Origin of the sequence: Lysinibacillus sp. NPDC097162 (assembly GCF_044762185.1) — a bacterium.
Taxonomy (GTDB): domain Bacteria; phylum Bacillota; class Bacilli; order Bacillales_A; family Planococcaceae; genus Lysinibacillus.
On record NZ_JBIWDT010000001.1, the window covers coordinates 1,393,855 to 1,413,432 of the forward strand.

15 protein-coding genes and 1 pseudogene are annotated in these 19,578 nt (G+C 34.0%); 3 read left to right on the forward strand and 13 right to left on the reverse strand.

What is annotated here, in order from left to right; all coding sequences use genetic code 11:
• Positions 1 to 678 precede the first annotated feature (678 nt).
• The 6 genes and pseudogenes from ACIQXW_RS07015 to ACIQXW_RS07040 form a co-directional block, all read right to left on the reverse strand.
• Positions 679 to 4,173, reverse strand: coding sequence for an AAA domain-containing protein (locus tag ACIQXW_RS07015; protein ID WP_402760703.1), 3,495 nt, complete (start codon positions 4,171 to 4,173; stop codon positions 679 to 681).
• Positions 4,174 to 4,958: 785 nt separating this feature from the next.
• Complete coding sequence (locus ACIQXW_RS07020; protein WP_402760705.1) at positions 4,959 to 5,915, reverse strand: acetyl-CoA carboxylase carboxyltransferase subunit alpha; 957 nt, start codon at positions 5,913 to 5,915, stop codon at positions 4,959 to 4,961.
• On the reverse strand, positions 5,908 to 6,756 hold the full coding sequence (gene accD, locus ACIQXW_RS07025; protein WP_402760707.1) for an acetyl-CoA carboxylase, carboxyltransferase subunit beta: 849 nt from the start codon (positions 6,754 to 6,756) through the stop codon (positions 5,908 to 5,910). Before accD ends, ACIQXW_RS07020 begins: the two co-directional genes overlap by 8 nt.
• A 21-nt stretch (positions 6,757 to 6,777) precedes the next feature.
• Positions 6,778 to 7,422: pseudogene (locus tag ACIQXW_RS07030) on the reverse strand (FadR/GntR family transcriptional regulator).
• 932 nt (positions 7,423 to 8,354) lie between these two features.
• Positions 8,355 to 9,260 (reverse strand): NAD(P)/FAD-dependent oxidoreductase, encoded by a 906-nt coding sequence (locus ACIQXW_RS07035; protein ID WP_402760709.1) that lies wholly within the window; start codon positions 9,258 to 9,260, stop codon positions 8,355 to 8,357.
• 669 nt (positions 9,261 to 9,929) lie between these two features.
• Entirely contained in the window at positions 9,930 to 11,123 is a 1,194-nt protein-coding gene (locus ACIQXW_RS07040; RefSeq protein ID WP_402760710.1) for an MFS transporter, read from the reverse strand.
• 119 nt (positions 11,124 to 11,242) lie between these two features.
• Here ACIQXW_RS07040 and ACIQXW_RS07045 point away from each other — a divergent pair, with 119 nt between their 5' ends.
• Positions 11,243 to 12,139 (forward strand): LysR family transcriptional regulator, encoded by an 897-nt coding sequence (locus tag ACIQXW_RS07045; RefSeq protein WP_402760712.1) that lies wholly within the window; start codon positions 11,243 to 11,245, stop codon positions 12,137 to 12,139.
• A gap of 158 nt (positions 12,140 to 12,297) precedes the next feature.
• Here the strand turns inward: ACIQXW_RS07045 and ACIQXW_RS07050 are convergent, their stop codons facing one another.
• Positions 12,298 to 13,149 (reverse strand): aldo/keto reductase, encoded by an 852-nt coding sequence (locus ACIQXW_RS07050; protein WP_402760714.1) that lies wholly within the window; start codon positions 13,147 to 13,149, stop codon positions 12,298 to 12,300.
• 80 nt (positions 13,150 to 13,229) lie between these two features.
• Entirely contained in the window at positions 13,230 to 13,646 is a 417-nt protein-coding gene (locus tag ACIQXW_RS07055) for a MerR family transcriptional regulator (protein ID WP_402760716.1), read from the reverse strand.
• Positions 13,647 to 14,255: 609 nt separating this feature from the next.
• Here ACIQXW_RS07055 and ACIQXW_RS07060 point away from each other — a divergent pair.
• Entirely contained in the window at positions 14,256 to 14,531 is a 276-nt protein-coding gene (locus tag ACIQXW_RS07060) for a YqhV family protein (protein ID WP_402760718.1), read from the forward strand.
• Between the two features lie 143 nt (positions 14,532 to 14,674).
• On the opposite strand, the gene ACIQXW_RS07065 is transcribed toward ACIQXW_RS07060, so the two are convergent.
• Positions 14,675 to 16,474: a S9 family peptidase gene (locus tag ACIQXW_RS07065; RefSeq protein WP_402760720.1), complete on the reverse strand. Its 1,800-nt coding sequence runs from the start codon at positions 16,472 to 16,474 to the stop codon at positions 14,675 to 14,677.
• A 288-nt stretch (positions 16,475 to 16,762) separates the two neighbouring features.
• Between ACIQXW_RS07065 and ACIQXW_RS07070 the strand changes: the two genes are divergently transcribed.
• Complete coding sequence (locus tag ACIQXW_RS07070) at positions 16,763 to 16,969, forward strand: hypothetical protein (protein ID WP_402760722.1); 207 nt, start codon at positions 16,763 to 16,765, stop codon at positions 16,967 to 16,969.
• 133 nt (positions 16,970 to 17,102) lie between these two features.
• Here ACIQXW_RS07070 and ACIQXW_RS07075 read toward each other — a convergent pair whose 3' ends face one another.
• From ACIQXW_RS07075 to ACIQXW_RS07090, 4 genes are all read right to left on the reverse strand, one after another.
• Positions 17,103 to 17,450, reverse strand: coding sequence for a hypothetical protein (locus ACIQXW_RS07075; protein ID WP_340824650.1), 348 nt, complete (start codon positions 17,448 to 17,450; stop codon positions 17,103 to 17,105).
• A gap of 533 nt (positions 17,451 to 17,983) precedes the next feature.
• A complete protein-coding gene (locus ACIQXW_RS07080; protein ID WP_402760724.1) occupies positions 17,984 to 18,997 on the reverse strand; it encodes a DUF4179 domain-containing protein in 1,014 nt (337 codons plus the stop codon).
• The gene (locus ACIQXW_RS07085; RefSeq protein ID WP_402760726.1) at positions 18,994 to 19,374 is read right to left on the reverse strand and encodes a sigma-70 family RNA polymerase sigma factor; all 381 of its coding nucleotides are present in this window, start codon (positions 19,372 to 19,374) and stop codon (positions 18,994 to 18,996) included. Before ACIQXW_RS07085 ends, ACIQXW_RS07080 begins: the two co-directional genes overlap by 4 nt.
• Entirely contained in the window at positions 19,375 to 19,512 is a 138-nt protein-coding gene (locus tag ACIQXW_RS07090) for a hypothetical protein (protein WP_402760728.1), read from the reverse strand.
• Positions 19,513 to 19,578 lie beyond the last annotated feature (66 nt).

Sequence of the window (19,578 nt, forward strand, 5' to 3'; positions counted from 1 at the left end):
AATATCTGTACTTTTCGAGTTGTAATTGCCAAGTTCCTTATAATTTTCATGTGAACGATAATTCTCCTTTTTTACGATAATGGGTTTTATTTGTACAGATAATAATTATTGTTTAATACACTTTCTGGAGGTTTTCTACGTGCAACTACATGCTGCCCTTGATGAATTTGTTTTGTATATCGAGATTGAAAAAAATTACTCAGTTAATACAGTCACTAGTTATGAATAAGATTTACAACTCTTCTTGACCTTTTTATCGTGATCTTTTTATACGGTCTCCTACCATTGCAACTGTGTAACCTACATTTTGGAGCTTCTGAATAGATTTGCAAAATAACGACCAACATTTGCTTCAGCAGCTATTATTTTAGCAGCACCATCATTATCACCAGTTAACAAAATGTTGTTTTGAAATAAAGTTTGATCAAAAAAATCCCACAAACTAGCATTTAATAATATAAAGAATCCATTTTGAAAAAAAGATTGATCAAAATGGATTCTTTATCAGCAGCTATTAGTTTCGTTTTTAAAAAGTTTGTTTATCTAGTAATGGTGTTGCTAAATAATCGAGCTTCTTTATTGAATATCGCCTTATCGTGTATCTTACTAAAATGTTGTTTTAATTCCTCAATATAGGTCTATATTTAACCACATGTCGAGAAGTCTTAATGGGTATGTTTATTTCTTAATATTTTCACTATACCTGCACTCAGGAAAACCTTTACACCCATAAAAAACTCCATACCTACCATTCTTTTCTACAAGCGGTTTGCCACATTTCGGACAGCCCTTTGATATGTTTCCTGATAAAGTCGCTACCTCGTTCTTCATTTCCTGTATTGTATATTCCACTTTTTTGACTTCAATAGTTTGAATTGTAGGTCCCAGAATTGACTCTGTATTTTTGCAACCTGATAGCATTGTTATCAAATTATCCGATGATATATCATTATTAACTTTATCACGTGCAACTTTCACAGGCTTACAACTCCATACTTCCCTGTCTCCTATAATATAAATACGATATTTAGCTCTTGTCGCTGCCACATTCACAATATTTTTATTTACCCAGTTTGCTGCCTTTACAGATGATTTATCACAACCAAGTAAGAATATAACCTCATCTGTTCCTTGTCCTTGGAATGTATGAACAGTTCCAATATTTTTATCTTTTAACCATTTCTTTACACGTGGATCACGTTTATAGAAATCAGATTTGCGTAATTTGTCACTCATTCCGTCTTTCACGGATGTGAATGGTGTTATAATAAATATTTTCGGAATATCACTACTGTCTTTCTTGAATTTTTCTTCAAGAAGCTTTAGAACAATCTGACCTTGTGACGGTACATAATGATTCTTATTCCCGGACTGTTCCTCACCTTTTACATTTATCCAATATGACTTATCCAAGATAAAGGTTTTCACAACTTTTTCCTTTGGTGCCGCTGTTTGCTGTTTCATAGTACCGTCATAAGAAATACAATTTGATATACTATACATCGGGTCTATACAACGCCTATGGACAGTAAGGGGACATCCAACCCACTCTTTTTCTTCATCTTTTCCGAGAAAAGTTCCATAGCTATTAATATAATCAGCAAATCCTTGTACAGATATTTTCTTATCCTTATATGGTGTAAGTAAATCAGATGTAATAAGACTTTTAAGCATGTCTGTTTCTTCCGTCACAACCGGCTCTATTTGCTTAGGATCCCCAACAATTATTGCTCGACGGCATCGCATCAAAGCTCCAACCGCCATCTGAGGTTGTGCCTGCCCTGCTTCATCCACAATAAGCGTTCCAAGTGTACCGGGAAGCTTTATATCACGTAAGAAAGTCTGTGCAGATGCAAATGTAGTTGATATAACCGGGGTAATGAGAAATACATTTTGAATCAATGCTGGGAAAGCATCTATTCTGTCTTTCTCACTCATGCGCACATCACAATCTTCATACATATCCCATGCAATCAAAAGATTGATTATATTCTGCCTAAAGGCTTTAGAGGAAATTACAAATTCCTTATGTAGTTTACAAGCATACAAGAACAACTTTTCACGCTCCCTATTGTAACGCTCTGTAAACCAAGGATTTGTAACCTGTGCCTGGGTTGACTCGATCTCATCATGCGATACGTACCTGTCGATAAAAGATGAATCAATAGGAGTAAGTTTCTCAGCACCATCGCTATATTTGCTTAAAAGATTATAATAGGTAGTAATTTTTGAAAGCCGGTCTTTTTGTTTTTTCAAATCTTCAATTTCAACCTTTTTCGCCGATATCAAATTGTCTCGTGTAATATCTTTCTTCAATCTTCCGAATAATCCCCTGGGTCTAGATTCCTCAAGTTTCATTATATATGCATAATTTTCTTTTATTTTTCTAACAATATCAGCATCAGTAATATTCTCATTAGTCAATGGCAAATACTTTGCATAGTCGCACAGGATTTCCAACTCTTTCTCAAGTTCTTTCACAATCTTAAGTTGTGTAAGAAAGCAATCTCTTTGCTCTACATATTTCTTTCGATGTTCCTCACGCACATTGTTAAGCTTATAATCGTTAATAAACTTTTTAAGTACAGATATACAATACTTGTTAATATTAGCTCGTTTCCCAAACGGAGCAGATATAAGACCCCAACAGTCTTTTCGATTTAAAAGGTTATTAGCATAGCGTGTGAAATAAATATCACGCACTTCTTTTTTTTCACTGGATATTTTTATTTGTTCAATATCTTCTGATTTTTCGACGTTAAACAAATTATGAACTTCATTCAATCCCGACGCCACTGATTCTTCATCATCTTTTGAAGGTTCAAGACTCTTGAGAATGTCATCACTTTTAGGAAGATCTGCAGTGATATTTTCGACAGCCGAATTATTACATGATGCTACTAACATTCCATATTGATTGATTTTATCATTCTTCAGCTTAAAATAAGATGGTGCATACTTAAAATATCCCTTATTATCCAACGGTCCTTGAGTAAATGAACACCTCTCATAAGCATCGTCCGGATCTGAATGTGCGACTTCAGCTAAAAGCTCAGCTCTTTTTACTATATTACTAGATACAATTTCTTTAAGAAGTGTTGTTTTTCCAGTGCCAGGAGGACCATTAACAGAAAATACTTCCGTGCTTGTATTTTCATCTATCGCAAGATTTACTGCCACTTGTTGCATAAGAGCAGGCATGAATTTAGCAGGCCATTTTCCTAGTGGAGTATTTTTGATATTAAGTGTATTTTGAAAGAAATCCAACATCTTCTGACGCTCTTCCTCTGGTGAAATAGATATACTATTCTCTCGAATAATTCCTACAGCTTTATTGTGTGCAGACAAAATATAATCTATCACTTTACGCTCATAATCAGAACCCTCTCCAAATTTTCCCGATTTGATTACATCTATGAGCAAAACGATATCAGCCAAAAAAAAGCTCTTACCTAAACTTGCATAATCTTCTGAATTTTCTTCTTTATCCTTTACCTCATCATTCTTGTACCTGTCATAGATAAAGTGTCCTATGTAATCTGCAGGAAGTTCCGCCTTTATAGTCTTCACATAAGTACTATAAATATCTGAAAACACAGACGGCAATACAGCAAATAAATCCTCTGCTTCCTCAAGCCAACTGTCATACTTTTTGTTCTCATTATCATAATCAATCGAATTTAAAGAAAATCCATTAACTTTTTTATTCCATACAGAAATAGCCCACAAAAGTGGAGATAGCTGGAATGAATTCTTCTGATAAATACCATCTGAAACAGTTTTAAATGAAAACCAAGCAATCTCGCTGCTTTTTGGGTAGGCTATGTCTGGCTGTTCGTCATGATTTTTCACAAATTTAGTTAGATAATCAACCAAGTCATTTCTTTTAATTCTACCGAAAAGGAATGACAAATCTGTTCCCTCACAAGGAAATTGAGAGAATTTCTCTTTGTTGTCTTTTAATTTATTAGAAAGATTAATTGAAGGCTCTTTTAGTTTGGTAAATATTGAAATTTTGTCCAGACTATTATCAATCAGCTCACCACTTCTAATCTTTCTTATTACTTTCTTATTGTCATCGCTCTCCTTTGGAATATCTACTTGATTTATAAGTTCTATTGTCTTCCAATAATCAAGTATTTCAAGTACATTGTTCTTCTCAATGATTTTCATTTCTACTCTCCTAAACTGAAAGAATAACTACGATTACTTATTGTTGTGACATTTTTCTTCTAATAATTTTTTATAAAATAATGTATTTTCACTCTTCTCTGTTTCTATCCTTATATTTACTATTTCTTCAGTTGCCTAACTAGCAGAACAAACGCATTCTAAATTCTATTATCCTTATCTAGAATAAATTTATTGAAAGTTGGATAATTCTATATTAAACGATAATTAGAATATTTTGAACGAATAATCCTCTTTTGAACGTTAGAGTTATAAGTACTTCCAATAATCTTAAAATTGAGTCCAAAGTATTTATATTATGTAAACTAAAATTATTTAGCGAGGAAGAGGGCTTGGATATATTCATGTATAAGGACATAAAGATGTCTCAGTTTGGGACACAAAGTGTACACTCTATTCATTTCGACATTTTTATACTTAGTATGAAGTCGCCTCTGTTTTACGGTAATATAAGGTGAATAAAAAATGTATATAGTATTAAATAAATATGCCTGATAAATGTCCTTTTACATCAAAGTTTAAACTTTAAAGACACCAAAGTCTAAACTTTACTTAATATCAAATAAGTTTAGATTTTGGTGTCTTCTTATTTTTTCCGCATATCCCGATTCAAAATAGACTTCCGTACTGCATTAACTATAAAAGGCTTTTTACGGTTGGAAGTTTGATCAAAATGAATGGGTTTTATTTAAATGCGAAATTATTTTTAGCAAACTATATTACAACTCTTTTTTCTTCCATCATATGTCCAATAACCTAAAATGAATTTAAACTTCTGTATATTGTCCAATCTTTCTGAATTTCTCATAGCGATCTTTAATTAATTGGTCGCCATTTAGAGAATTCAATGCTTTTAGTGTGACGCTTATACATTCTTTTATATAAGATGCTTGCTTCGCAACATTGCGGTGTGCTCCACCAGTTATTTCAGGGATTATTCCATCAATAACGTCGAGCTCTTTTAAGTCAGGTGCTGTTATACGCATTGCTTCTGCAGCTTGCTTCCCTAGGCTACCATCTCGCCATAAGATCGATGCAGCTCCTTCAGGCGAGATAACCGAATACGTTGAGTTCTCTAACATAAAGACGCGATTAGCTACCCCTAATGCAATGGCACCCCCACTTCCGCCTTCACCAATAACAATACTAATAACTGGTACTGTTAGAATCGCCATTTCAGAGAGAGTTCTAGCAATGGCTTCACTTGGGCCGCGTTCCTCGGCTGCCTTACCCGGATAGGCTCCTTTTGTATCAATAAAACAAATAATTGGACGCTTAAATTTCTCAGCTTGCTTCATTAAACGTAATGCCTTACGATATCCTTCAGGGTGTGGCATACCAAAATTTCGTCGAATATTTTCTTTCGTTGATTTTCCTCGTTGATGTCCAACAATTGTTACGGGCTGTTCTTCAAAGAGAGCAATTCCTCCAAGAATAGCTGCATCATCACCAAATGTACGATCTCCATGTAACTCAATAAAGTTTTCACATATAGCTTCTATATATTGTAAAGTAGTTGGTCGTTCTGGATGTCTAGCAACCTGTACACGATCCCATGGCTTCATATTGTCATAAATAGATTGTTCTAGCTGTGTTAGACGTGTTTCAAGCTTTTCGATTTCTCTTGTCATATCTACATCTGCCTCGGTAGCAATCGTTTTTAATTCATCAATTTTTTCTCGTAATTGTACTACTGGTTCTTCAAAAGCGAAATTTTTAGACATGTTGCACACCGCCTTTTGTATGCATTTTTACAAGCATTGCTACTTGGTTTCGTAAATCCTTCCGATGGAAAACTGCATCAAGCTGACCATGCGCTAGTAAAAACTCTGACTTTTGGAAATCATTTGGTAATTTTTCTCTTAATGTTTCTTCAATGACACGGCGACCAGCAAAGCCAATCAATGCTTGCGGTTCTGCAATATTAATATCTCCAACAGAGGCAAAGCTTGCTGAAACGCCACCGTATGTGGGATGCGTCATAATCGAAATAAATAATAGTCCTTCTTCACTATGACGTTTTAATGCCACACTCGTTTTTACCATTTGCATTAATGATAGAATACCTTCTTGCATGCGCGCTCCACCACTAGCAGTAAAAATAATAATTGGTACACGTAATTCAATAGCTTTTTCAACGGCACGTGTGATTTTTTCTCCTACAACGGAGCCCATTGAGCCCATACGGAAATGAGAATCCATAATGGCTACAACAATTTCTTCTCCATCAAGAGTACCTAACCCAGTCAGTACAGCTTCGCTTAATCCCGTTTGTTGTTTAGCCACTGAAATTTTTTCTACATAATCAGGGAAATTAAGTGGATTACTTGTTTGTAAATGATCATCCATTGAAACAAATGAACCTTCATCTAAGAGATATGCTACGCGCTCCTGTGCAGTCATTTTGAAATGATGGTCGCATTTTGTACACACTTTATGATTTTTTTCTAATTCCTTTGTTAACTGAATGTGACGGCATTCTGGACATTTTGTCATAAGTCCTTCTGGAAATCTCTTTTCCTGTCCGTCCTCTTTCTTTTTACTAAATAAGCTACGTATTACCATGTTTTACTCCCCCTTTGTTGTCTAAATGCCTTGTTCAGCATTCATCCACTGTTGGTAAGCTTTTATTGCTTCTTTTTCATAGCCAAACTGTATCGATTTCAACATAGTTTGAATGATTAATTTTTCTTCTTGTTGAGTTTCGATTTAAACGGTCACCGGCATAAACTGCTAACTGATACCAGACTTTTAGTGAAAGAAGATTTCCTGACGTGATGATTATTTCTCGTAAAACATCCCGACAATTAATCGTACTTTCTATCTCTAGCTTTACAAAAAAACTACCCCACACTGGTAGTGTTCGCAGAGGCTCTGTACAAAATTATAACGCGAATGGCTTCCTTTCCATGAATTTGTCGCGTTAATTGAACATCCTTTTTGATTTTTCATCTTCTAATATAAACATCTACAATATTTCTACGAGCTGATGCTTTTGTAGAAGCTAGAAACGTACCTTCCCCATGTCTCGTTTCAATAAGACCTAATAACTCTAAACTTCGCAATGCCTCTCTCTCAGAGGATCGCCCGACACCTAGACGTTCTGAAAGGACTCTTTCGGAAGGTGACTTTTCACCAGCCACGAGCCTGTATTTTTTCTATTTTAATAAGTTGTCGTAATTGTTGGACGATATCTAAAAACACTTTCTTTTGTTCGGTTTTTTTATCCATACGATCAACTCCTCGGTCAATCTATTCGCCTTGAAATAATTATTACTGTCGCTTTCCTTTCGCGCAGATAAACAATGCATCCAAAGGCTTTATCTTCATTCAGTAGGTGTTTGGATACCTACTAAAAAGAAACAAAATCCACCATCTTCAGATGATGGCGTCTCTTACTGAATGAATCCAAAAGTGGTCTGGCCACTTTTGAAGTTGGCTTTATCTTACAAAATAATTATTTAAAAGTAAAGAGGAAACTGTATAAATATTTATGCAATTTCTAAAATTACTTCAATTTCATATTCTTTTCGTCGTTTGTGTATGTTTTACTTTCACTTGAGGTTTACCAAAGCGCTGTTCAAGCGTTCTCTCACTTGAACTTCAAAGACGTGCTAATTAAATAAGTACTGTAGATTCAAATTTACAGCACTTCAATTTAATCAGACAAGAGATATTATCCACCATAAATATTAATTGGAGTTTTTTAAAAAATTTTCATCTATAAACAAATTTAGGACTTTAAACAAAAGCCATCGAGAATCACTCTCTCGATGGCTTATACTCTACTTAATGGTTAAATGATGTATCAAAAATAATCAAATTACTTTTTTTATACGTAGCAAAAACTACACTTACTATATTTAAAATTAACCGAACTTCAGATTCATTTTAATAGTTAAAGGATTATAATTGATTAATTCCAAGATTTTGTTTGAGCAATTTAAATCCAAATTCTTGCTCTCTGTACGATGGTTCAGGATTGCCTTTAAATTTGAAGAAAGTAAAGAAAAAACGAATTCTAAAATCAAAATCCGTTCTTCTTAATTTCTTATAGTAACTTTAACACAATGTTTGAAGTATATGTGGCAACACATTGGCGCTGATGTGTAATTATATTAGCTAAGTACCTATTTAGTTGAAGCAAAAGGGCTTATGACGAATCAGAAGCGTTCCATCGATAGATCAGTATTTACTGAAACGGCAGCTTTATTACCTTTAGCAGCTGAAATCATTAAAGAGGATGGTTTAGATCTTTCGGTTTCTCCTGCAATATATACATTTTTCTGGGATGTTCTACCAACACCATCTGTTATAACTTTTCCATTTTCATGAATTTCACAGCCAAGCTTCTCAGCAAATTGATTTGGACGATAATAAGATGGGGCAACAAATCCACCCGATCTTATAATTGTTGCTCCTGATTCAAACTCTATTTTTTGTAAGTAACCGTCATTACCTATTAAGTCTTTTATTTTTTCCGATATAATTTTGATATTGTGTATTTGTAACTCCATTTTACCTTCATTAGATAATTGAACGCCATTCGTTAAGACAACTAAATCTTGCGACCAATTATAAATTAACTTAGTCAGATGCAGTACATGCTCTTCTTTTTCTGCAATAACCACTAATGGTTTATCTTTTTGCTCCCAGCCATCACAATACGGACAACTAAAAAGACTTTTTCCATAAAACTTTTTGATACTTGGTATCGTAAATATTTCTTGAATACCAGTGGCGAGTATTATTTTTTCTGAAACAAATTCCTGACTAGTAGATGTTTTGACAGTAAATCGCTCATTACCTATATCCTTAATAATTTCAGTAACTGTTGCAGTAAAATAAGATACGGACGGGTAATTCTCCACCTCTTTTAACGCGAGTTCTTTAAATGCTTGTGGTTTTATCCCATCTCGAGTAATAAATCCATGTGACGATTGTGTCACTTTATTCCTATTTGTTCCATCATCAAATAATGCAATGTTTCTCCTGGCCCTTCCTAATGTTAAGCTAGCACTTAAGCCAGAAGGACCTCCACCTATAATGATACAATCAAGGACATTCATTTTTTACCTCCGTATTACTATGGTTTTATTTTGAATTGTATTTGCAACAGAGAACTACAGTATTCCCCCATCATGAATTTCCATTCTTTACACACTAATATTGGTTTTCTTGTTTTTATAAAGAAGAACATATTTCACAATCCTGCCCATTAGCTTAAATACTTTTGTTAAACAAGTCTCATTCTTTACTAAAGAAATGCGTCCGATTGTGGAAAATTGAAGATCTTTCAGCTAAAGCTTTATAAATTATTGGAAGCATCCAATAAGTAGAAAGGTGTGAGCAAGGTATTTATATTATGTAAACTAAAATTATTTGGCCAGGAGGAAGGCTTGTCAATTACCTATAATATCTGTATATGGCCAAGAACTCTTGTCACCAGATCAAAAAGTTTTGTTACCTTATTACACTACCTAAATTAAACATCAACATAAAAACGTATCGAAATAAAAAATTCTATACGTTATTGTGTGATTATTTATGTGCCTTTCATCAAATAAAGGTTCTAGCCATTCTGTTTCTCCAGTTACAAACCTACTGCACCATGCTAGTTCTTTATATTTGGAGGGATATTTACAACGTCCTAGTCTTTAGTCGTTGGGCAAGCTTCCTTCTTGATACCAAACTTCCCCACCTGTAATTGCGAGCTCCAATGACGCGAAATTACTGTTTTAAATTTCTGTTTGAACCGATTGATGTTTTTTATCTGGGAAGTGATATAAAAACAAATAAATAACTAATGAAACTAATGAAATAACAGCCGCAAAGACATACATTATTCGATAACTGCTAATAGATGCTGTGAACCCCATGAAATAAGAGCCTAAACCATATCCAAGATCATTTAGTAAAAAGAAAGTAGCAGTAGCAGCCCCACTTCTAACAGCAGGCGATTGTTTGATTGCAAGACCTTGGAAGCAAGGGAACAGAATACCGTAGCTAAGCCCCATAAGAGTGCCTGCAATTAAAATAATCGTTACTGAATGAGCCTGACTTAACAAAAACATACCTATCGTAAAAACGATGATCGATGGATAAAATATATAATGTTCCTTAAAGCGATCAAATAATTTAGCAACTACTGGGCGAAATACAACAATCATTAAGGCAAAGACAATAAAAAACAAACCAGTTATAGAAGATTGATGAATTTCCTTCGTATAAGATGCTAAAAAGCCTGATAATGAACTATAGGAGAAAAATAAGAAAAAGGACACGAGAGAAATTGGCAACGCTTTGATTTCTATAATATCATTCCATTTTAATTTTTTCTTTTCGGTTGGTACTGGTTTTACCATTTCTGGTAGTTTGACACGTGTTACTAAAAGTAATGCGATTGCAGAAAGAATAGAAACTACAATTAATAGCAAATAAATATTTTCACTTTCCCATAAAAGTAGACCAATTGATGGCCCAACAACCATGGCTAAACTAAGAAACATACTAAAGTAACCAATTCCTTCACCTTGACGAGAACGTGGTAAGACAGAAACTACTGCTGTGTTTGTTGCTGTTGAAGCAACTGCATAACTCATTCCGTGAATAAAACGGACAAATAAAAATAAAATGATCCCATTTATTACACCAAAATAGGATATCGTAGCAATAAAAAATATAGTAAATCCTATTATACTTATTTTCTTATTTCCAAAGCGGTCCACCCATAAACCTGAAAAAATACGTGCTATTACACTACCAATTACATATATCGTAATAACTAAACCCATTTGTTGTTGGTTACCATTCATTCCTGATTGCACATATAAAGGAAAAACTGTCGCCAGCATATAAAACATCAAACCAATTAAAAAATTACTACCGCAAAGATATAAGAAATTTTTTGTCCAAATTTTTGGTCGACCCAATTCTGCCTCCCCACTTTCTATTTAAAAATATAACGATATTTATTATAAAGTTAATTTAATTTAATGTATAATTAACTTTAATGATGTTTTGTATTAGTTTTACTAATGGGAGGACCCCAATGAATTTTGAACAGTTTGAGTATGTTAAAGCAATTGTCGAGAATAAATCAATGTCGATTGCATCACAACAATTGCATGTCACCCAATCAGCAATTAGTCAGTCCATTTCGATGCTTGAAAAGGAACTAGGTATTCAATTATTTCAACGTTCTCGAAATGGTACATTACCTACCGAAGATGGTCTGTGGATTATTCCAAAGTTAATGGATATTTTGCAAAAATCTAATCAACTTAAAATGGAGATTCAATCCAAAAATGCAACCTTTTCAGGAAAAGTTGAAATCGCTACTATTCCAAGCATTTTTATGACCCTGTTACCAGATGCATTGGTAAGTTTCAAAAAAGATTTTCCACTTGTACATTACTCGATTTCAGAAATGGAAAATCATAATGTGATTAAAGCGATCATGCAAAAAAAAGCAGATGTTGGATTTATCACATTAACAAACGAATCACAATCGTTAGACAATCAGCTGATTTTTCATCCATTAAAACTTCAAAGTAATTTTTATCTTCTTGTTTCAGCAAAATCAGTTCTTGCGATACACTCTGAGATTCAATTGCAAGATGTACTAAGTGAATCCTTTATTTTATATGGAGAACATTATTATAGAAACTTAATGAAGGAATTTGAAGAAAGATACAGTCAAATATCCACTATATTTCATTCTTATAACCCGGAAGTAATAAAAAAATCCGTAGCAGCTGGTCTAGGCGTTAGTATTGTCTCCAAAATGATGATTGAAGACGATCCATATATTGATAGTGGCAGAATTAAGGCTATACCGTTAATCGGATATCCATTTAATTTTTCCTTATCTTTTGGTGCTATCTACGATCGAAATCAGACGAATTATAAATTGATCCAACGAATGCTTGCTTATTTTAATGCATAAAATACTTCCTTTCTCCCCTGCCTAGGAATAAAGTTTAATTAAAAACTTCATGCAAAATGGCATTTATTGTAATCAAAAAGAACTCATTTTGAAAAAAAAGATTAATCAAAATGGGTTCTTTTTTTAGTTATTTGTGATGGCCAATAATGTAAAGAATATTAAACATTGATTTTTCGGCTTGCCATCCAGCGAATCATTTCAGGATCAGCATGAGAGAAAAATTGGCTTTCTCCTTCGTTTAATGTCGCGATATCTTTCTTGTCTTCCTCAGTTAATTCAAAATCAAATACATTAATATTTTCTACCATTCGCTCTGGTTTCACCGATTTTGCTAAAACAATAATATCTTGTTCGACTAACCAGCGAGTGATTACTTGTGCAACTGATTTGTCGTATTTTTCACCAATTTTAACTAAAATAGGATTATTGAAAATGTCGTTTTTCCCCTCAGCAAATGGCGCCCATGCTTCAGGCATGATGCCTTCTGCTTTTAACGCATCAATATTTTTCACTTGCTGCTGAAAAGGATTGATTTCAATTTGGTTGACTTGCGGAGTTACTTTGTTAAATTCAGCTAAATCAACAGCTCTATCTACCGCAAAATTTGAAATACCAATCGCACGAACTTTTCCTGTCTCCTGAAGTTCTTCCATTGCACGCCAGGCGCCATAAACATCATTATACGGTTGGTGAATCAATAATAAATCAACATAGTCTAAGGCTAAACGATTCAAAGAACGCTCAAATGATGACTTGACACCATCATAGCTGACATTTTCTACCCATATTTTTGTAGTGATAAATAGTTCTTCACGCGAAACGCCAGAACTAGCAATTCCACGTCCTACAGCTTCTTCATTCATATAGCTTTGCGCGGTATCGATATGACGGTAGCCAGCCTTGATAGCTTCTTTTACCGAAGCTTCCGCTTGCATAGGATCAGTAATTTGAAATGTCCCAAATCCTAAAATTGGTATCTCTACTCCATTGTTTAATTTAACAGTTTGCATTCAAAATTCCTCCAAACAACTATTTTTGATTACATTGTTAACTATAAACTTTGGAGTTGACTCCATAGCAAGCGATTTAATCACTTTTTCTCCCATAGTTTTTCCACGTTTTCGGAATTCATTTCTCCAGTCTTAAATTTAGCGATATGTTCATCATAAGTTTCAATTTTATAGACCAGTAAATCTCGTACTTGATTCATTTTAGCTAATTTTTCGTCCAACTCTTTCAATTGATCCCTCAATATTTGTTTTTGAGCTTCTTCAACATTTTGCGTTTCTCGAAATTGAGCCAAAGTCGCAAACTCGATTAAAGACTCAATTGACAGCCCAGCATTACGCAGATTTTTAGCTAAATAAATCCAGTTCAAATCACTCGTAGTATAATCGCGATAGCCGTTCTCATTACGATGAACAGACGGAATAACGCCAACTCTTTCATAGTAACGTAAAGTATCCACTGTTAATTCAAACATTTCAGCAGCTTGTTTAATATTCATAACTATTCACCTCGTATAATTTGTATATTCAGTTTAAATTATAAACCTTGGAGTAAACACCAAGGAAAGATATATATACTCACAATCAGTAACATGGCTTGAAGTGAAAATTTTAGAACACGTTTTTTATGTAACATTTTGCACTATTGAAAGTAATAAATCATATTATTAAGCTCCCGAATGTAAACCTTCAGATTTAGCTTCACCACGAATGCCTTATGCCTTTGCTAATAAGCTCGGTTTAATACTTGCACTCGATAGATTGCAGACATGCCCGGCACACGAAAAAAGTTGATAAGGAGAAATACTCCTTATCAACTTTTTAGCTCATCACAGTTAAGTTGTTAAAAAAATCGCTAAAAATATAATTTTCGAAAACATATTTTTTGTTCAATTGATATACTTGTAGGTCTCCATATTTTAAAAATCCCCATAAATCTTTAGGTTTTATTATATGTATTTTTAAAAGCAGAAAATGGATATATAAAACTGATTCTATTTGATTAGAATCATACATATATTGATGTTAATATTTCATTAAAACAGAAGTCTATAATTATTTCTAATGATGGAATTAAAATATAAGCGAAAATTACTTATAAAGATAGGATGATGACGATTATTGAAAAATCTATTCTTGCTATGGTTATTTTACGCGTATTATCTGGGAGTATTGAAGTAAGTGCTGGATTTTTAATGCTAAAGTATAATAGTTTAGAAAAAGCTTTCTATATTAATACAATGCTTGCATTGGTTGGTCCAACAGTTTTAATCGTAACGACTGCAATTGCATTATTTGGACTAGCTGATAAAATTCCTGTGACGAGAATCATTTGCCTATTTACGGGAATTACACTTATTCTTATTAGCTCACATATTAAGTAATAATAAACTTTCAATTGAGACTAGGTCCTACGATTGTAGAACCTAGTCTTTTTCATTAACTTCCAACCATTACTTAAAGAAAGATTTTTTAAATCTCTTTGTATCTTCTCAATCGAGGGTTCTTTTTTCCAATGAACGCATCATTACGCTTTCACTTTAGATTCAACGAATTGATTCAAAAATGAGAGGATTTTTTGATAAACAGCAATTTCATTTTCTTTTTTAGAGAACCCATGTCCTTCGTCTTCAAGAAGCATGTACTCGACATCACGACCTTTTTCTTTTAAAGCTTGCACGATTTGATCAGATTCCTCTTTCACAACACGGGGGTCATTCGCTCCTTGGATAACTAGCATTGGTTTCACCATAGTTTCTAGATACGTAAATGGTGAGTATTCAATAAGTTTTTGCTTGTCTCTTTCAGGGTTTCCTACCCATTGATCCATAACTGGCTTCCAGTCTTCAGGAACCGAGTTGATAAATGAGAACAAATCAGATGGACCAAATATATCCACTACGGCTTTGAAATAATCAGCATGTCTACCGTGAAGCAATAACGCCATGTAACCTCCATAACTTCCCCCCATCAATAAAATATTGCCTTTTTCCGCGTATCCATTTTCTATGAGCCAGTCGAGTCCAGCTACATTATCAAGACGTGGACCGTGTCCCCAATCTCCTTCTACCATTTTCATGAAAGCCAATCCATAGCCTGTAGAACCACGGAAATTTGGAGCAAAGATGCTATACCCATGATTTAAAAAGAATTGGAAGGAAGCTCTAAAAAATTTACGCTCTGCAGCTTGCGGACCACCATGTGGCCAAAAGATGATTTCACCATTATCATTTTCCTTTTTAGCTTTGAAAAATAAGGACTCTATTTCAAGTCCATCAAAGGAAGAATAAGTGATCACATCTGGTTCAACTAATTCGCTTTGATCTACACCTGGAACTGTGTATTCCGTTAAAGATGTCCAACCATTTTTCTTCAGTTGATAAATATTATGCGGCTTTGTAGCCCCTCTTCCTAATAAATACAAATTACCGGATTTTGTGACTATCAGTTTTTCAATGACACTGCATGGTGAATCTAGTTCTTCCCAATTATCCGAAAGCAAATCATGCATGTATAAATGATCTTCTACTCCTTTTTCACTGATTAAATACAGGCAATGCTTTTCTTTGTTATATTTCAACGTAGTAAAGCTTTCATTCTCTAAATCTTTCAATTTTACAAACTCATTTGTCTCTAAATTATACGAAGCCAAATACGTAAAATCAGCATCGTAATTCGTTAATAAATAGATGAGCTCATCGGATACAAAAACTGCGTCACTGACCGTATGTTGTTGATCTGTTAGCGGTGTCAGAAGAATATGTTCCTCTCCTCGTTTGGCGTATAGGAGTGTATACGTATTAGCAAAATGTTTATAGTAGAGGGCTACCTCTTCATTCGGACTAAAATCGAGTAAAAAAGTGGGCGCATCTTTTCCGACAAGAACGGTTTCTTCCTCACTAGTCACCAAGTCATAGACATATGCATTTAAATACGTTGGATTGTCTTTCGAAGAAGTATAATATAGCTTGGTCCCATCTTCTGATAAAATTGGTCCAACATTGCGAGTTCCTTCTTCATAAATAATTTTCTTCATTGTCCCACCTTGAAGTGGAAGTCCATAAAATTGCGTATTTTCATCCCCATTATGGTCAAAACCAGCAATGATGAATCGCCCTTGTTTATCATAGAGAAGGCCATGACAGCTTTGGTCAATAAAAGTAAGCTGCGTCGGGAACGTATTTGGTAAATTCATGGCCCATAAATTATACTTGCCACTTAAGTTTGTACTGAAAACTAGTTGTTTTTCATCTGGACTAACCGCAAAATCACCAATCGAAAATGTTCGTAAAAACTGTTCTACATCTGGTTTAGAAAAAGATATCATAATGAAACCTCCTACTTTTTTTAATTGCGTGAAAAGTCTATCTATTTATAAAATACCATTATTACTCTTTAATGTATAATAAGATATAATTAATGCTCCTACAACTTCATATATGTATGTATCTTTTAAGTTATGAACTAAAAGATATACTTTGTTGTTTTACTCTTATGAAATTCTAATCTTACTTCGCCTTTTTATTTAATTTTACGTTTCTAATATGAGGACATAAGCAAATTAGTTCAGGGAATACTAAAAATTCAACAAAAAAGAAGAAAGGAGATTGTCATTATGCTACAAAATTTTGAGGTAATTACACCGTTGTTTGAAGGTCACATTCACGAACGTTTTCAATTTAAAATAAACATTGAGGGGAATGACTATAGAGGAATCTTTCATGATAATGAAGTTCAATGGTTTCAACCACAACCTCATAGTAAAATTAACAAAGATCAACTTATATCCATTGAAGCTCACGTTCACAATTTGATGAGTTAACGTTTATTACACTATCAAGCGTGGCTATCTATTAGCTGCGTTTTTTATGCAAATTTATTGCTATGCGGAGAGGATAAAAGAAATCAATAAATAGCAAAAAGCATAAGCATGTTACGCCTACGCTTTTCAAAAATTAATGTTCAGCCATCGATATTCTTTTACAAGCTATTTTTGCTGCGGTAGTTCCAACCCCAGCCTCAAGTGCTGCATCTACCGATTCTCCCCAAGAACCACTGCTAGCCTTTATTTCGTTCCCTGCTGTCAAAACTCCCTCTGCTACACTTTCAACACATTCATAATAGTCTGGATTAGGTTTATTATCAAGGTACTGTGCAGCTAGGTCGTCTGCTTTCTTTTGTATTGAAAGTCGTGCTTGTTCAGCTAATGAACTAAAAACACTCTCAGCTTGCCCACCAAAATGTACAATTCCGTCGTTAATGTCTCGAGCAGTACGAGGTATTTCTCCCATTTCAGATGACATATTTAGTCCTCCCAATCCTTGAAATTTGAACTTTTTAAGTTCACAAATATTTTATCCCACTGAGATTGTTCTTATCCATCAACTACTATTTCTTATTAAAATATAACAAGTTTGTCTCGATTTTTTTGAATGTGAATTTGGACAAGAATTTAATGCCTTTTCGGTTTTCCGTAGATTCATGTCAGCGTCTATTTACAGAATTTTAATTTCATGCTTAATTTTAACAATAATAACAACGCGATAAAACGCATCGAGATTCAGTTCTACGTACTCTTACCCATCTCAATCGCTCTCACAGCGCGAAATAATAGCCTTTTAATTATAACAATAAGCTACTATTCAAATGTAAAATTTACAGAGAGACTATTAAGTTCGTTAAATTATGATTATGGGCATGTTTTGTTTGTGAATATTACCTTTTTAATTTTAGGATTCGCAACCCTACTGACTATAAATAATTTGATAGACAGATGTATGATACCATTTATCCATTTCCAAATTTATAAGGCTTGATGAAGGATTTGAATACTAGCTTATTCTTTCTCCACTAATTTCAATTTTTCGTAACCATTTACAGATAACAAAAGAGTTTTTTGTTTTTTCCATATACTATAAGGAAATACTAAATTAATAATTGTATAATCGTTCGTGCGTTCAACATTTGCAGCATTTGCATAGAACGCTTCTTTATTGTCAGTTAATAGTTTTGTATCCATAATGTAATTTTCATCTTCAATATTTTGGCTGATTTTTAAGGATATATGCAACGAACCGTTAGTTAATGTAGCTTGCTGTAACTCAAGACCTGCCACCTCATTTTCTGCAACAAAGACTTGAGATTCAACTGTCGCAGGCTTTAAATCAAATGCCCATTCTCCGTCCACTGAAATGATACCCTCTTGTTTGGTTGAAAAATTGACCGTTTCAATGACTATTTTCGCACCATCTAAAGAAGGAACAGCTTTTGTACTAGACTCTATCAGCATTTCTAATGTTGCAGCATGTTTATTTACATTACTCAATTTAAACTCGCCACTACTAAAAATTCCTGGCCCTACTTTTGGTTTCGTATCGGATACGAAAGCATCTATTACTTCACCTTGTTCGTTATAAAGGCGATATTCTATGTTCATATCGTACAAGTCTTCCATTTGTATATGATCCGATTCGATATTTAACTGCATAGCTAATCGATATGCATCAGCAAAAAAATGCTCCAGTGTAATAGTAACATCTTCTGATTGCTGTGATTGTGCCACATATTGCACATCGCCATGATCACTCGCTATCTCTATCCCAGGATCATTTAATCCGAAAAAGGATTGTAATTTTGCTAGAACTTTATCATTTGAAAACATTACAGCAGTAGCTAGTGCAATTGTTGCTACTGCGGCTGTTACAGGTTTAAGCCAAGAATTTTTAGTTTTTTTCTTTGATTGCTGACGAATCTGTTCATAGGATTGATCAAAAGCTATTCGCACTGATTGTGGTAACTCTTGCTCTTTATTCAATTCGTGCTGTAAGCGTTCCTCGATACTGTTTTTCATAGCAATTGCGCCTCCTCTAAATAATAGTCGTTTTTTAAAAACTGTTTTGCCCTCGAAATTCTGGATTTAATTGTACCTTCTGGTTCATGTAGTAATTCACTAATTTCCTTAGTTGTTAAACCGTTAACATAATAAAGTGTTAATGCAATACGATAATTTGCTTCTAAGCTGTTTAATGCATCTTCTAACTCAATGGGTAAACAATCATGATGAGCCAATTCATTTAATGTTTCTGTATCAAGTGACATTACCTGCTTATGCTGCTTCATAAAGCGATAACAATTGTTCAATAAGATGCGGCAAATCCATGTATTAAAATATTGCGCCTCTTTTAAAGTAGCTATTTTTTCAAATGCAGTTAATACGGTCTCTTGCAATTAATCTGCTATATCTTCATCTTGTAGACCGAATGCCTTTGCCGTACGATAAAGAATCATTTCGTATTGCTTTATTAACTGAATAAACGCCTCCCCATCTCCTTTTTGCGCTTTTGTAACTAGTAATGCATATTCCATTTTTAACACCTCTTCTCCCTTTACATATCGTTAGAGTATTTTATATAGCAATTAGTTGCATAGCAT